Source organism: Aequorivita lipolytica, from assembly GCF_007997135.1.
In the GTDB taxonomy this organism is placed as follows: Bacteria; Bacteroidota; Bacteroidia; order Flavobacteriales; family Flavobacteriaceae; genus Aequorivita; species Aequorivita lipolytica.
In genome coordinates this window covers 287242-300850 of the sequence record NZ_VORU01000001.1, presented here as the reverse complement: position 1 = coordinate 300850, position 13609 = coordinate 287242, and the positions used below count along the sequence as shown (strand labels likewise).

The window sequence follows — 13609 nt, the reverse complement described above, 5'->3', positions numbered from 1 at the left end:
AAGCATTTTTATTATTTCGGAAATATTACTTATTCCACGTATCGTTCAAAAGATTGACATCCGGCAACATTTTGTTGGGGTCCAAAACCACGCGTTGCACTTGCTTGGTGGTTTTTAAAAGATGTTCCCAGCTATTACCGCGCTGCCAAATTTCAACCGGAAGGCTAATGTTTTCGGTTGTATTGTCAGAATAAATAATTTGAAGCTGAACCGGCATCGGGATTTGCCCATCATTTTCAACGGTAATTAAATAATTGCCTTTATAAGGTTTTACATCAGAAATTCCCAAGTCAATATTGCCATTTCCATAAAACCAACCTTTCCAAAACCAGGAAAGATCTTCGCCCGCCACGTTTTCCATATGGTTGAAAAAGTCATTGGGCTGCGGATGTTTGTACGCCCACGTGTGAATGTAACTCTTAAAAGCGTTATCAAAACGATCGGCCCCAAGAATGTACTCGCGAAGCAGATAAAGTCCAACTGCTGGTTTGTAATATGCGGTGTACGCCAAATTCATAGCATTGGCCATATCTGGGTATGTATCAATGCCTTCACGGTTTTCAAGGGTTAAGTAACGTACTAAACTCCTCGGATTATCAGTACTAGTAGGAAATTCACCATTGTTGAAAGCCGTGGTACTGTAATGATTTATAAAAGTATTGAAACCTTCGTCCATCCACGGATAGCGACGCTCGTTACTTCCCACTATCATCGGGAACCAGTTATGGCCAAATTCGTGGTCGGTAACATCCCAAAGGTCAGCATCTCTGCTTTGATAATGACAAAAACTAACACCGGGATATTCCATTCCACCAACGCTGGCAGCAACGTTAATTGCATTATGATACGGATAAGTAAAATATGTTTTTGAATAAAACTCTACAGAAGCTTTTGTAAATTCGGTAGATCGTGCCCAAGCATTTTCACCATCACTTTCTTTTGGATAGACCGATTGGGCCAATCCCGTTTTTCCTTCGCCAAGATTCATACGGGCGGCATCCCAAATAAATGCTTTAGAAGAAGCCCAAGCCACATCGCGAGTGTTTTCCATTTTAAAATGCCAAGTAAGCATTCCGCTAGTTTTAGAATTTGCAATTGGTTTTCCAACTTCTTCTGGCGTTATAATGTAAACGGTTTTATCGCTTTTTTCAGCTTGCGCCCAACGCTGTTGTTGCATTTTTGTGAGCACTTCTTTTGGGTTTTGCAAAACGCCGGAACAGATTACTGTTTGATTTGCTGGAGCCGTGATTTTTACATCATAATCTCCGTACTCGCAATAAAATTCGCCAGCGCCCAAATATGGATCTGTATTCCAGCCTACAACATCGTCAAAAACGGCAACACGCGGGTACCATTGTGCAATGGTGTAGATGGTTCCATCCTTTACTTCCAAACGGCCCATGCGGTCCATTCCTTCTACTGGAACTTTAAATTTGAAATTCATTTTTATATCAACTTCGCCACCTTTTGCAGCCAAAGGTTTATCCAGCCAAAGCTGCATACGTGTATCTGTAATAAGGTATTTTGAAGAAGTTCCTGTTTTTGTCTTTGCTGAAACATTATTCAATTCAAAACCACCTTCCACATCGCCGCTGTAACGATTTCCTTGAACTGGTGTTGTTAAAGTTCCACGGGAATTTTCGGTGAAACGGTCCTGCTCCAAATAGATCCAAATAAAATCTAAGGTCTCGGGGCTGTTGTTCGTGTAGTGAATGGTCACATTTCCCGAAATAGTGTGACTTTTATCGTCCAAAGTGGCTTCCAAGTTATAATCTGCGGAATTCTGCCAATATTCTGGCCCCGGTTTTCCAGAGGCAGTTCTATAAACGTTGCCTTGTCTGTACGAAAAGTTATCGAAAAGATTTTGATTGTCCGGTTTTTCTTCCTGTGCAATTAGCGTAAAAGAAAATGTGGAGAGAAGCAGCGTTATAAGTAGACTGCTAGTGAAATATTTCATTAGTTTTAAATTTTAAAATAAACGGCTAATGTACTAAATGCAATGTGAAAATGATGTTAATGAGTAAAATTTGAAGTCGGCGTGGAGAACGTATAATTCAACTTTATACCGACGCACAAACAGTAGTTGCATATTCTGAAAAATTTGAAAAAACCTCATTTAAAGTGGCTGTGAAATAGGAATTCTGAAAAATTTCCAGGTAAATAGAAGTTTAGTTTACTTCCTCAATAACACTTCCACAATCCAGCATTTCATTTCCAAAATACGGATTTCGGATTTCCTTTTCACCACTTAACCAATATGCACCTACATTGTTATTTGCCATTGGGCAAAAATCCACGTACACTTTTTGGTTGATGCCAAAGGTTTTTACGGCATTAATTAAATGTGCTGATAAGTGAATAAAATGTTCCCGTTGCTTTTTAATATCTGTAGTTTGGGATATTGACGAAGCGGATGATTTCAATTCTTTTTCCAACTGCATCCAATGATTATGTGCAGTATTTTCTTTTAAGAGTTTCATATCCACCGCTGAAATAGTATTAAGCAACTGACTTGCGCCTTTCTTTGCAGATTCAGGATTATCTTTTACCAAGGCATTTTCTATGGCAATATAATCGTCAAAAACAGCATTAAGTTGTGTTTGGAATTTTGAGGAAACTTTTAATCTTTTGGTCTGCGCTATGTGGTCTGTGGTTTCTGTATTGGTTGTGCTTTCCATTCCTGAATGTCCTTCGTGACCCGTCGTTGTTTTGCCTCCTTTGGTATTCATCATACTTTTTTTGCCTTGTAACTGTGCTGCGGCATCCACCGTAAACGTACCATTGGTTACTACTTCTTCTCCATTATTTAGACCTTCTACAATGGTGTAAACATCGCCATTTTTAGTACCCAAGGTTACTTCGCGCATTTCAAAAACGGGTTCGTTGGGATTTGTTTTTACATATACTAAAGACCTGCTTCCTGTCCAAAGGACTGCGGTTGCGGGTACAGTGATTTGCGTTTGGATTGCATTGTCTTTGGACATCTGTACTTTTGCCGTAACGAACATTCCAGGTTTCAATATATCTTCTTCATTATTTAAGGTAGCCCGAACTGAAACCGTTCTGGATTTGGTGTTTAATGTTGGGTCAATAAAAGATACTGTTGCTTCAAATTCTTTATTGGCGTATGCGTTTGTAGTTACCGTAATTTTTTGTCCTTCCTTTAATTGTGAGATTTGGTTTTCATAAGCATCAAACATTGCCCAAACCGTACCGAGATCACTTACTTTAACAATAGGTTGCCCTTGTTTTACGTAATCGCCTTCCTCTGCCATTTTTTGGGAAACCGTACCTGAAACCGTTGCGTAAATGGGGAAGTTTTCCCGCACTTTCCCCGATGTTTCAATCTGATTGATTTGGCTTTCCGAAAGTTTCCAAAGTTTTAATTTGTTGCGAACTGCATTATAAAGCGCTGGTTGCGATGCTTTCATAGAAGCTGCCGTTAACAATTCTTGTTGCGCAGCGACGAGCGTGGGCGCATAAATAGTGGCCAATAATTGTCCTTTGCGAACTTCTTCGCCCGTAAAATTGACATTCAGTTTTTCGATTCGGCCTTCAAAATAACTGGCCTGTACCGCATTGGCTTCTTCATTCGCCATTATTTTGCCCGAAAGCGACATTTTATTCTCATCATTTCCTGAAACATTTCCAACAATGGTAGTTTGGATGTTTGCCAATGCCATTGCGTTGTCGCTCATTTTTATTTCGTTCATTGCAAGTCCGTCTGCACCAGTTTCCGCAGGAATTAAGTCCATTCCACAGATTGGGCAGTCACCGGGTTCGGGTTGCATAATCTGTGGGTGCATGGAGCAGGTCCACATTTGGTTATCTACTTCAGCGTTATCGGACATATCCGAAACGTTTTTGTTGTTTGATGAACCTTCCGAGGAAGTCCCAAAGAACACATAGCCCAAGACGAGACCTACAATTAGTATTGCGATGTAAATGATGTATTTTTTCATATTTATACTGTTTTTAAACCTAACAGGTTAGATTACTTCGTGCCTCGTAATGCCTGTTAGGTTTGTTTGACACTCGTTATTCAGCTTCCAATCGTTTTATCATCGCTTTCATTTCGCCGATTTCCTTTCTTTGTGCTTCAATGATATCCTCTGCCAATTGTTTTACTTCCGGATCGGAAATAGCTGCTCTTTCGCTGGTTAAAATCGCAATCGAATGGTGCGGAATCATTGCTTTCATCCACAACACATCGCCAACTATGGGTGCTTGTGCGCGCACTAAGCCTAATGCACTTACAAAGAGAGCGATGCTTCCTAAAACTATCGCGATATTTTTCTTTTTATTTTTATACATACCGCGCATCGCTACATACATAATAATCGCCATTGCAGAAATTCCCAAACAACTCATATAAAAACGGGTCAAGCTGAAATATACGTGATCCCAAGCATAGGTGTTTAGATACATTGTGATGTACATTGCCACGAAGGAAGCTGCGAGCATTCCAACAAATTTTGTGTACTGGTTTGTCTTTTTTGAATCGTGATTCATTTTGTCCCTGTCTTCCATTTTTTCTTGATTTTTGTTAGTTATTAGTTGATTGCTTTTGATTTTAATCTCAATGCGTTTGCAATTACCGATACAGAGCTAAAACTCATTGCCAATGCTGCAATCATAGGCGATAAGAGTATTCCGAAAAATGGAAATAAAACCCCTGCAGCGATTGGAATGCCAAGTGTATTGTAGATCAATGCAAAAAATAGATTTTGCTTGATATTTCTCATTACGGCGTGACTCAAGTTTTTTGCTTTTACAATTCCGTGTAAATCGCCTTTTACTAAGGTGATCATTGCACTCTCAATAGCGACATCGGTTCCTGTTCCCATTGCGATACCTACATCACTCTTGGCAAGTGCTGGTGCATCGTTAATGCCATCGCCAGCCATTGCTACCACTTTGCCTTGTTGCTGTAATTTTGTTACTTCCTTCAGTTTGTCTTCCGGTAACATTCCCGCTTTAAAGTCGGCAAGGTTCAGTTCGCTGGCTACGGCTTGAGCGGTGTCGTGATTATCGCCCGTAAGCATAATTACGGCAATTCCTTTATCTTGAAGTTCTTTAATGGCTTTGGCACTTGTTTCTTTTATTTTATCTCCGATAACGACGTAGCCTGAAACTTCGCTATCTATTGATAAATAGGAAACTGTTTTGCCTTGTTTTTGAAAGGATCGTGCTTCGGTTTCCATTTCTGAAGAAATAGTAGCTTTTGCATATTCCATCATTTTGGCATTTCCTAAATCGAGTTTTTTACCATCAACTGTACCTTCTACCCCTTTACCGGTTACTGCGCTGAAGTTTTCGGTTTTTGAGATTTGGGTTTTCTGTTCTTTGCCATATTTTACAGTGGCTTCTGCAAGCGGATGTTCGCTGGAACTGTTTAGGGATGCGATGAATTTCAGTATTTCGCTCTCAGAAAAATTTGCACCGAAAACGCCTATTTTTTCAACCGTTGGTTTCCCTTCAGTAATGGTTCCTGTTTTATCTATGATGAGTGTATCTACTTTATCCAATTTCTCAAGGGCTTCAGCATTTTTGATAAGGACGCCATTTTGGGCTCCTTTTCCAACGCCAACCATTATGGACATTGGTGTTGCCAATCCCAAAGCACACGGACAGGCAATAATTAAAACCGCAATGGCATTGACCAACGCAAATACATACGCAGGTTCTGGGCCCCAAATTGCCCAAACGGCAAATGTGATCAAAGATATTATTACCACAACTGGAACGAAATAACCTGAAACCGTATCTGCTAATTTCTGAATAGGTGCACGACTGCGGCTGGCATCGTTTACCATTTTTATTATTTGGGAAAGTAGCGTATCGCTACCTACTTTTTCGGCTTTCATTAAAAAAGATTGATTGCCGTTGATGGTTCCGCTACTTACTTTGTCATCTTCAATTTTATCAACCGGAATAGGTTCTCCTGAAATCATCGATTCATCAACCGTGGTATGTCCTTCGGTAATAACGCCATCCACAGGAATTTTATCGCCTGGTTTTACCCGCAGAATATCTCCTTTTTGAATTTTGTCAATACTAACTTCTTCTTCGTTGCCATCAACAACTCGCACGGCTTTATTCGGTGCGAGTTTTAGTAATTCTTTTACTGCTGAATTGGTTTTACTATGGGCGCGCGCTTCCAAAACTTGTCCCATTAATACCAAAGTGAGAATTACGGTTGCCGCTTCAAAATAAACGTGGACTGCGCCAGATTCGGTTTTAAACTGTACGGGAAAGAAATCTGGAAACAACATCCCAAAAACACCGAACAGCCAAGCGACGCCAGCTCCGATTCCTATTAATGTGAACATATTAAGATTCCACGTTTTTATACTGCGATAGGCACGTTCAAAGAACATCCACGTGGCATAAAACACCACGGGAATCGATAAACCAAACTGAATCCAGTTCCATCCTTTTTGTTCCAAAACACTATATAACGGATTATTAGGAATCATTTCGCTCATTGCTATCAGAAAAATCGGAACGGTAAATGCAACCGCTATCCAGAATTTCTTCAATAGTTTTTTATATGTTTTCTCCTCTGCAGACTGGTCGGGTTCCATAGGCACCAAATCCATTCCGCAAATAGGGCAAGCTCCAGGTTCGTCCTCTACAATTTCTGGATGCATTGGGCAAGTCCATTGTTCTGAAGTGGTTGCCGATAGGTTTTGCTCTTCTACCAAATCCATTCCACAAACTGGGCAATCGCCTGGTTTGTCGTAGGTTTTGTCGCCTTCGCAGTGCATTGGGCAATAGAAAGTGCCTGTACCAAGGCTGGAAGTTGGAGGTTGGAGGTTGGAAGAATTTGATTTTGTTTCTGTCTTTTCAGAAGAATGAGTATGTTCGCCAAGATTATGAATACTATAGCGATCGCCATCATTTTTTAAAGCTTCTTGAAATTTTTCGAGAGGAATATGTTTGTCCATTTCGATAGTAGCTTCCTCTTTTTCCAAATCGACAGCTGCATTTGTAACACCTTCTACTTCAGAAAGTGTTTTTTCTACGTGGCTTCTGCATCCGTTGCAGGTCATTCCGTGTATGTGATAGGTGTGTTTCATAATTATCTTAATTTTTTTCTCATTGCTTCCGAAATATTTTCGGCATATACGCCATAGGCATCTACCAACAAACCTTTAATCCCTTTTTTAGAATGAATGGCATACAGCACACTATTATCGTCTGTGCTGCTCATTCCTTCGAAACGATGGATCTCATCAACTTCGAAATCTTCTGGGTGTATTTTTAGTTTTAGTGCATTACATTCTATATGCCCTGAACATAAATTAAAATCATAGGTGTAGCCTTGCTTTTGCAATTGCTCCATAGTTGTTGAAAGAGTGTCGTAATTTTCCATTTTAATTGTCTTTAATACTTTTCAATATAAAATCCACACGTTCCAATGGTGGTAATACTGGCACGTGAATTACTGGAAAAGATAAGGATTCATAAACTTCGGTAATAAAATTATGTATTTGTTTTTGGTCATTTTTGCTTTCCAGTCGAGCATAATCATTAACCAAAGGCAATTTGTCCAAAATGAAAATCTTTTTGTAATTCACATTGCTCATTGCCTTTTTTAAAATTTCGTCAACTTCCAAACCTAAAAATCGATAATATGCCAATGCATCTGGGATTGCCCTGTCCAGAAATACAACGTCGTCTGAATTTAGGGATGCTTCCTGTTCAATTTGCATTTTTAGCACACCAAGTTGGAATTCCCGCTTATTACTTCGCAATTCCTCAACGGTTTGTCCCTCAACACGCATTGTGTCTATGTAATGCCTTGCGTGTTCTATGGTGGTTTTAAAGCCTCGATCGTTCAGCATATTAATAGTGGTAGTTTTACCAGTACTCGGGCCACCCGTTATGACATACCAATTGGTTTGTGCGGTTTCGCTATTCTTCATTTTATTTTAATGGTTACATAATTCATTCGCTTCTTCTAAAATGCTTTTCTTTTTAGATGCCGTAATACCTAAATCATCCAATAAGGTTGGGGTATCACATATTTCCCTGCATAACACAATGCCTTTATTTAAAATCTTTATTTTTCCTTTTTTGCTCAATGATGATAAGGCTGTAAGTGGGTATAATCTTGACGAGTCAATTTTATTTTTAAGGCTGTTTTGTTCGGGATAATCCCAACTTACCAATCCAAGTCCTGCACATTCGCCGAACTTTATAGCATCGGATGAAAACCTTGTGTTTGTATATATCCAACCTTTATGAAATTTGCCGGAATGATCCTTTTGTTTTAACCATTGTGTTTCCAAATCCTTATACCGTGACTGTATGTAAAGCGGAATTCTCACATTGCAAATACTACCTTGGTCAATATGGAATTTACACTCCACTAAATAATGGTCATTCGCTTTCAAAGCCGATACATCTACCTCGTGGGTTACGCAATGGCCTTGCATTACAACACCTACTTCCGTTTTGAAACCTTCATATTCAAGTATTTTTCCGATGAATTTTTCAAAAGGAAAGCCAGTAGGACCCAACTCCATAATAGCTTTTTTAAGTTTGTATCGGGCAGAGCCTGATTTTGATTTGCGCTTCAATATCTTATAAGCCATTTCGTAAATATGCTTGGTTGTCATCCCTTCAGTCAACCGTGTTTGGATTTCTTGGGCGATTTCAGCAACAAGTTTCTCACTCGCTTTTGATTGTCTCAAAGAGTGTTTTAACTTTTCTATATCGAAGGCTTCAACTTCGCCAGAATACTTTATGATATTGACTGTTTTTTCCATTTTAAAGGTGAACGGTCATCACAGGTTTTTTTGAATGGTTTGTTACATTTTCAGCAATACTTTTTGAAAATATACTTGACAGTCCCTTTCTGCTGTGGGTGTACATTACTATTAAATCCGCATCATTGGAATCTTCAAATTTTTCAATGCCACTTAGTACGTTAGGTTCGTTATAAACGTGCATTTCATAGTTTTCCAGTTTTGGGAAGTGCTTTGAAAAATCCTTGATTGATTGCAACCCATTTTCAACACTATTAAAATCTGATGCTGTGTTGATGTTCAGCAAATGGATTTTTGCATTGCATTTTTCAGCTATATTCACAATCCCTTCGAAAGCAGTAGAAATGTCTTCCTTAAAATCGGACACGAACACGATATTTTTGAATGGAAATGTTACTGTATCTTCCTTTACTACCAAAATAGGCACTCGTGCATTCCGAATGATTTTTTGGGCATTGCTTCCCAACAATTGATCTAAAAATCCCTTTCGTACGCCTTTGCTTCCCGTAATAATAAAATCGTGATGAAAATTTTGGGAATGTGCAGTAATTGCTTCATCATCTGACACAAATTCCAAAAAAGTTCTGGATTTCAATCCTTTGTGTTCCGCCTCTATGTCCAAAGCCCTCAATTTGCTTTTGGCAACGCCTATTTCTGCAACGGTTTTAGGATAATTATGTTCCTCCGTTTTATCGAGTTTTACCCAATTTACAGGTGTATTGAGTTGATGCAAAAAATGGATCTCTGAATTAAAAAGTGCTGCCAATTCAATAGCCAACTTTGCTGCTTTGTTGCAATTATCTGAAAAGTCTGTGGGTACTAATATATTCTTCATTTTAATTATTTTTTAATTTGCCAATTATACAGTGATGCGATGCAAGCACCTACCAACCAACCCAGAATGAACGTTTGAATAATACCCAAACCAGCTTCCCAAAGTGGGATATCCATTCTCATTATGGTTGAAACATCGAGTCCGTGCAATAAACTGTTGAAGAATTTTACCGAACCTTCGTGTCCAACTGTAAGCATTATCACAATACATCCCAAATAAAGCAATGCTCCAGTAATGCCTATGGCAAATCCTAACTTTTTGATGTTTAGTTTCATAATTTTAATGGTGATCTTTATTCCCCTCCATCATTTTTGAATCGCTCCCGTTCTTCACTTCCACTTCTATTCCATCCATCATTTGCATACAGGATTGCATACAATCTTCGGTCATCATACCTTTTTCGTGCATCATTTTCATCATTGTTTCCATGGTTTTGCCATCGTTCATCATTCCATTCATCATTGAGTGCATCATTGTACTATCCGTCATCATCATTTGCATTCCTTCTCCTTGCATCATGGAGCCCATCATTTTTTTGTTACCCTGCATCATTTGCATTGCATTATTATTGTTTTGCATATGCTCCATAAATTCGGTCATAAAATCGGGATTATTGGTAATTGTTTGCATAATCTCATTTCTTGTTTCTGTATTTTCAAGCATTGCTTGAACGTTTGGTTCTTGCTTGCAACTATTAAATGCCATCAAGCCTACTATTGATAAAAAAATTACTAATGTTTTCATACTGTTTAATTTTAAGGTTACTAATATGCTGTTTTGTTGCCTTGATTATGTTTTACTGTTGACTTTTTGATTTCTCCTGTACCTTTTCCGATAGGATAAATTTTTCCGGCAAGGCTCTTTTTAAGGTTTCTGTAGCAACGTGGCTGCTCATTGTAACTTCGGCTTCCGCTTTTTCAAGGTTTACAGAAACATTGGTAACATTTTCCACGTTACCCAAGAACTTTTCCACAGATGCTTTACAGCCTCCGCAACTCATTCCTTTTACATTATACGTGTGTGTCATTAATTTTAGTTTTTAAATGATTATAACACAAAGTTAGTTTTCCCAACCCAGCTTTATTAGTACAACCTAGGATATTCCTTACACAATTCGGTCTATGGATTTTCTGTCCCATTTTTGCAGATTTTTAAATTCTGTCATAGACATTCCCGTTACATTTTTGAACTGTTTCGCCAAATGGCCACTGCTATTGTAATCTAAACTGTATGCTATTTCTGAAAAATTCAATTGTCCAAACTGTATCAGTTCTTTTACCTTCTCAATCTTTAAGTTGATTTCATATTTTTCAAGGGTCATCCCTTCGGTTTTACTGAACAGCTTGCTCAAAGCCGAATAGGATTTATTGAAGGTTTTAGCCAAAAAAGAAGAAATATTTTCATTGTCGTGATTTTCAATTTTCTTGATAAGTGCAATCTTTATATCTTCAATCAATACTTCCGTTTCTACTTTTATGATTTCAAAGCCGTGTTTTTTAAGGATTTCTTCCATTATAGAATTATCGTTAGGTATATTTTCATTTAGAACTACCTGACCTAATTCGAGCGAATCAATCGTATAACCCAATTTTTTGAGTTCGCTTAATACAGTCGACTTGCAACGGTCGCAAACCATGTTCTTGATGTGAAGAATTTGTGTCATGTTATTTTAATTTTTTTCGCATCGCTTCTGAAATATTTTCAGCATAAACGCCATAGGCGTCAACCAAAGCACCTTTTACTCCTTTTTTTGAATGTATGGCGTAAAGAACGCTATTGTCGTCGGTACTGCTCATGCCTTCAAACCGATAAACCTCATCGACTTGAAAATCTTCTGGATGTAGTTTTAATTTTAATGCATTACATTCAATATGCTCGTGCTTCAAATTAAAATCATAGGTATAACCACGTTTTTGCAAACTGTTGATGGCTTCTGAAAGGGTGTCATAAGTTTCCATATGTATTTTATTTACTGTTGATTATTCTAAAATATCCATTAAACTATTCATGTAATTTTCTATCGTATTCTTATCTGAATCACTTAAAATTGCATCCCTATGAATCAATGTGTAAGAGTATAATGGCATTTCATCATCTTTCACTTGATTGGTTATTGATTTTAATTTGCTCTTTTTCCTTCTATCCGATAGCTCATCCCAAGTATTAAAATTCAATTCACCTTTACCATGTTTAACATGGTCTTCCAAAAACCAAGCGACAGGTTGGATTTTGTTGTACCAAGGATAGTCTGTGTTATTACTGTGGCAATCATAGCAGGATTCTCGCAATATTGTACTAATGTCTTTTGGTGATTTGTTTACTATCAAAAAATCGGTTCTTGCTACAATATCGCTTTCATTCCTTTGCGTTGGAAAGAATTGGATAGCGATGAATGCTACCAATAAAACCAACAACAATATTTTCAGAATCCTATTCATTTATTAATAATTAGTCTAAACCTACAAGGTTGCCTCGTGCCTCGGCAACATACTTCGGCAGGCTCAGCACGACGCGCCTTGCAGGTTATCCAACTTCAAGCATCCAGCATCCAGCATCTAGCTTCCAGCTTCCAGATTTCAGCCTCTAATTTATCTCCTTTTGCACTTTTCCGCAGTTCAGCATTTTACTGCCGTAATATGGGTTTTTAACTTCTTTGTTCATACTTAACCACGCACTGCCACCATCGTACATTGGGCAAAACTGTTGGTATAAAGTAGTTTCCGTGCCGGTTATGGCAACCAAATCCATAATATCTTTACTCAAGGTCTTGAAATGTTCGCGTTGGTGGTCCATTTCACTTTTGCCAATATGTTCTGCGTGTTCCTTTGCATCTGCGATAATGTCCTTCAATTCTTTTTGTTGTTCTGATGTATAGCTGCTAACATTAAAACCGTTCAAAGTGCTTACCAATTTTTTCCCAGCTTTTGCAGCATCCTCTTTATTGGTCGCTACCAAGGCATCTTTAAGCGTCATATAATCTGCTACTACTTGTTTGGCATCAGCGTTCTGCATATTGGAACCCATCCTATTATTATCCATATTGTAGTGGTTCATCATAGAACTATCGTGATCCATTATTGAATCATTGTGGTCCATCATTGAATTATCGTTATCCATCATTGAATCATCCTGATGACCCTCTTCCTGCATTTCGGAATTCATAGAGTCGTTCACTTCTTCCTTTTTAGTGTCTCTACAAGACATTACTGTTAGGCTTAAAAAAGCCATTGCCAGAATTGCTGTTGTTACTCTTACTTTTTTCATTTTGTTTTGATTTAAGTTTGTGATTATAATTTGTTGTTTATCCATTTTTAAAAAGCCTTATAATTTTTCAATTACATTTTCCAAAATTGAAGTTATTTCATTGGAAACGTCGTTAAATTTTCCTTTTCATTTTCATTTTCTGCATCATTTCAGGGTTTTTTTCCATTATTTTCTGCATCATTTCTTCCATCATTTCAGGATTTTCATCCATCATTTGCATCATTTTTTCTTTCATCTCATTTTTCATCATTTTGTTGTTGTGGATTGTATCCATTAGCATTTTACGACCCATTTCACTCCCCATCATTTTATCGAGCATTTTTGATTGCATCTTTTGCATCATTTCAGGGTTTTTTTCCATCATCATCTGCATTTTGGATTGCATATTTTGCATCATTTCCGGATTTTTTTCCATCATCATCTGCATATGGGATTGCATTTTTTCTTTCATTTCGGGATTTTTTTCCATCATCATTTTCATATTTCCAGATTCCATCATTTGCATATGGTTCTGCATCATTAACGTTCTTGCCCCTTCATCTTGTTGTGCTAGGTTTATAAATTCACTGAATTGGCTTGGGCTCGTAATAATTTCTTGATATAGCGCATTACGATTTTCCTGAGTTTCCATTGCTTTGGCAGCATTGAAGGTCGACTTACAGCTAACCACTGTACCGACTAAAGCAATAACCATTAGAGTTTTTACTATTGTTTTCATGTTTTTCATTTTGAT

Annotated in this window: 16 protein-coding genes; all 16 read right to left on the bottom strand. The window is 37.9% G+C overall.

Translation table 11 applies throughout. The annotated features are described in order from the left end of the window. Positions 1-25: 25 nt before the first annotated feature. Positions 26-1957, bottom strand: coding sequence for a M1 family metallopeptidase (locus ESV24_RS01235; RefSeq protein ID WP_111813641.1), 1932 nt, complete (start codon positions 1955-1957; stop codon positions 26-28). 211 nt (positions 1958-2168) lie between these two features. Further along, positions 2169-3962 carry an efflux RND transporter periplasmic adaptor subunit gene (locus tag ESV24_RS01230; protein WP_111813639.1) on the bottom strand — a complete coding sequence of 598 codons (1794 nt, stop codon included), beginning with the start codon at positions 3960-3962 and terminating at the stop codon, positions 2169-2171. Between the two features lie 76 nt (positions 3963-4038). Further along, a complete protein-coding gene (locus ESV24_RS01225; RefSeq protein ID WP_200829502.1) occupies positions 4039-4530 on the bottom strand; it encodes a DUF305 domain-containing protein in 492 nt (163 codons plus the stop codon). Positions 4531-4553: 23 nt separating this feature from the next. Then, complete coding sequence (locus tag ESV24_RS01220) at positions 4554-7082, bottom strand: heavy metal translocating P-type ATPase (protein WP_111813637.1); 2529 nt, start codon at positions 7080-7082, stop codon at positions 4554-4556. A 2-nt stretch (positions 7083-7084) separates the two neighbouring features. After that, entirely contained in the window at positions 7085-7378 is a 294-nt protein-coding gene (locus ESV24_RS01215; protein ID WP_111813635.1) for a phosphoribosylpyrophosphate synthetase, read from the bottom strand. Position 7379: 1 nt separating this feature from the next. Continuing rightward, positions 7380-7931 carry an AAA family ATPase gene (locus ESV24_RS01210; RefSeq protein ID WP_111813633.1) on the bottom strand — a complete coding sequence of 184 codons (552 nt, stop codon included), beginning with the start codon at positions 7929-7931 and terminating at the stop codon, positions 7380-7382. A gap of 6 nt (positions 7932-7937) precedes the next feature. Continuing rightward, positions 7938-8777: an ATP cone domain-containing protein gene (locus ESV24_RS01205; RefSeq protein ID WP_111813632.1), complete on the bottom strand. Its 840-nt coding sequence runs from the start codon at positions 8775-8777 to the stop codon at positions 7938-7940. Between the two features lies 1 nt (position 8778). Beyond that, positions 8779-9612, bottom strand: a complete 834-nt coding sequence (locus tag ESV24_RS01200) for a universal stress protein (protein WP_111813630.1) — start codon at positions 9610-9612, stop codon at positions 8779-8781. A 5-nt stretch (positions 9613-9617) separates the two neighbouring features. After that, positions 9618-9887: a DUF5676 family membrane protein gene (locus ESV24_RS01195; RefSeq protein WP_235003960.1), complete on the bottom strand. Its 270-nt coding sequence runs from the start codon at positions 9885-9887 to the stop codon at positions 9618-9620. Between the two features lie 4 nt (positions 9888-9891). Next, positions 9892-10356 (bottom strand): hypothetical protein, encoded by a 465-nt coding sequence (locus ESV24_RS01190; protein WP_111813628.1) that lies wholly within the window; start codon positions 10354-10356, stop codon positions 9892-9894. A gap of 52 nt (positions 10357-10408) precedes the next feature. Beyond that, positions 10409-10639, bottom strand: a complete 231-nt coding sequence (locus ESV24_RS01185; RefSeq protein ID WP_111813627.1) for a heavy-metal-associated domain-containing protein — start codon at positions 10637-10639, stop codon at positions 10409-10411. Between the two features lie 78 nt (positions 10640-10717). Next, positions 10718-11275 (bottom strand): helix-turn-helix domain-containing protein, encoded by a 558-nt coding sequence (locus tag ESV24_RS01180; protein WP_111813626.1) that lies wholly within the window; start codon positions 11273-11275, stop codon positions 10718-10720. Position 11276: 1 nt separating this feature from the next. Beyond that, complete coding sequence (locus ESV24_RS01175) at positions 11277-11570, bottom strand: phosphoribosylpyrophosphate synthetase (RefSeq protein ID WP_111813624.1); 294 nt, start codon at positions 11568-11570, stop codon at positions 11277-11279. 21 nt (positions 11571-11591) lie between these two features. After that, positions 11592-12050, bottom strand: a complete 459-nt coding sequence (locus ESV24_RS01170) for a heme-binding domain-containing protein (RefSeq protein ID WP_111813622.1) — start codon at positions 12048-12050, stop codon at positions 11592-11594. A 145-nt stretch (positions 12051-12195) separates the two neighbouring features. Further along, the gene (locus tag ESV24_RS01165; protein ID WP_111814106.1) at positions 12196-12876 is read right to left on the bottom strand and encodes a DUF3347 domain-containing protein; all 681 of its coding nucleotides are present in this window, start codon (positions 12874-12876) and stop codon (positions 12196-12198) included. A 112-nt stretch (positions 12877-12988) separates the two neighbouring features. After that, on the bottom strand, positions 12989-13594 hold the full coding sequence (locus ESV24_RS01160) for a DUF4175 domain-containing protein (protein ID WP_235003959.1): 606 nt from the start codon (positions 13592-13594) through the stop codon (positions 12989-12991). Between the last annotated feature and the right edge of the window lie 15 nt (positions 13595-13609).

Coding starts and splice junctions, on each gene's coding strand:
- ESV24_RS01160 (WP_235003959.1), bottom strand. CDS start 13,594: ATGAAAACAATAGTAAAAACTCTAATGGTTATTGCTTTAGTCGGTACA.
- ESV24_RS01180 (WP_111813626.1), bottom strand. CDS start 11,275: ATGACACAAATTCTTCACATCAAGAACATGGTTTGCGACCGTTGCAAG.
- ESV24_RS01235 (WP_111813641.1), bottom strand. CDS start 1,957: ATGAAATATTTCACTAGCAGTCTACTTATAACGCTGCTTCTCTCCACA.
- ESV24_RS01230 (WP_111813639.1), bottom strand. CDS start 3,962: ATGAAAAAATACATCATTTACATCGCAATACTAATTGTAGGTCTCGTC.
- ESV24_RS01195 (WP_235003960.1), bottom strand. CDS start 9,887: ATGAAACTAAACATCAAAAAGTTAGGATTTGCCATAGGCATTACTGGA.
- ESV24_RS01165 (WP_111814106.1), bottom strand. CDS start 12,876: ATGAAAAAAGTAAGAGTAACAACAGCAATTCTGGCAATGGCTTTTTTA.
- ESV24_RS01225 (WP_200829502.1), bottom strand. CDS start 4,530: ATGGAAGACAGGGACAAAATGAATCACGATTCAAAAAAGACAAACCAG.
- ESV24_RS01205 (WP_111813632.1), bottom strand. CDS start 8,777: ATGGAAAAAACAGTCAATATCATAAAGTATTCTGGCGAAGTTGAAGCC.
- ESV24_RS01190 (WP_111813628.1), bottom strand. CDS start 10,356: ATGAAAACATTAGTAATTTTTTTATCAATAGTAGGCTTGATGGCATTT.
- ESV24_RS01170 (WP_111813622.1), bottom strand. CDS start 12,050: ATGAATAGGATTCTGAAAATATTGTTGTTGGTTTTATTGGTAGCATTC.
- ESV24_RS01185 (WP_111813627.1), bottom strand. CDS start 10,639: ATGACACACACGTATAATGTAAAAGGAATGAGTTGCGGAGGCTGTAAA.
- ESV24_RS01220 (WP_111813637.1), bottom strand. CDS start 7,082: ATGAAACACACCTATCACATACACGGAATGACCTGCAACGGATGCAGA.
- ESV24_RS01215 (WP_111813635.1), bottom strand. CDS start 7,378: ATGGAAAATTACGACACTCTTTCAACAACTATGGAGCAATTGCAAAAG.
- ESV24_RS01200 (WP_111813630.1), bottom strand. CDS start 9,612: ATGAAGAATATATTAGTACCCACAGACTTTTCAGATAATTGCAACAAA.
- ESV24_RS01175 (WP_111813624.1), bottom strand. CDS start 11,570: ATGGAAACTTATGACACCCTTTCAGAAGCCATCAACAGTTTGCAAAAA.
- ESV24_RS01210 (WP_111813633.1), bottom strand. CDS start 7,931: ATGAAGAATAGCGAAACCGCACAAACCAATTGGTATGTCATAACGGGT.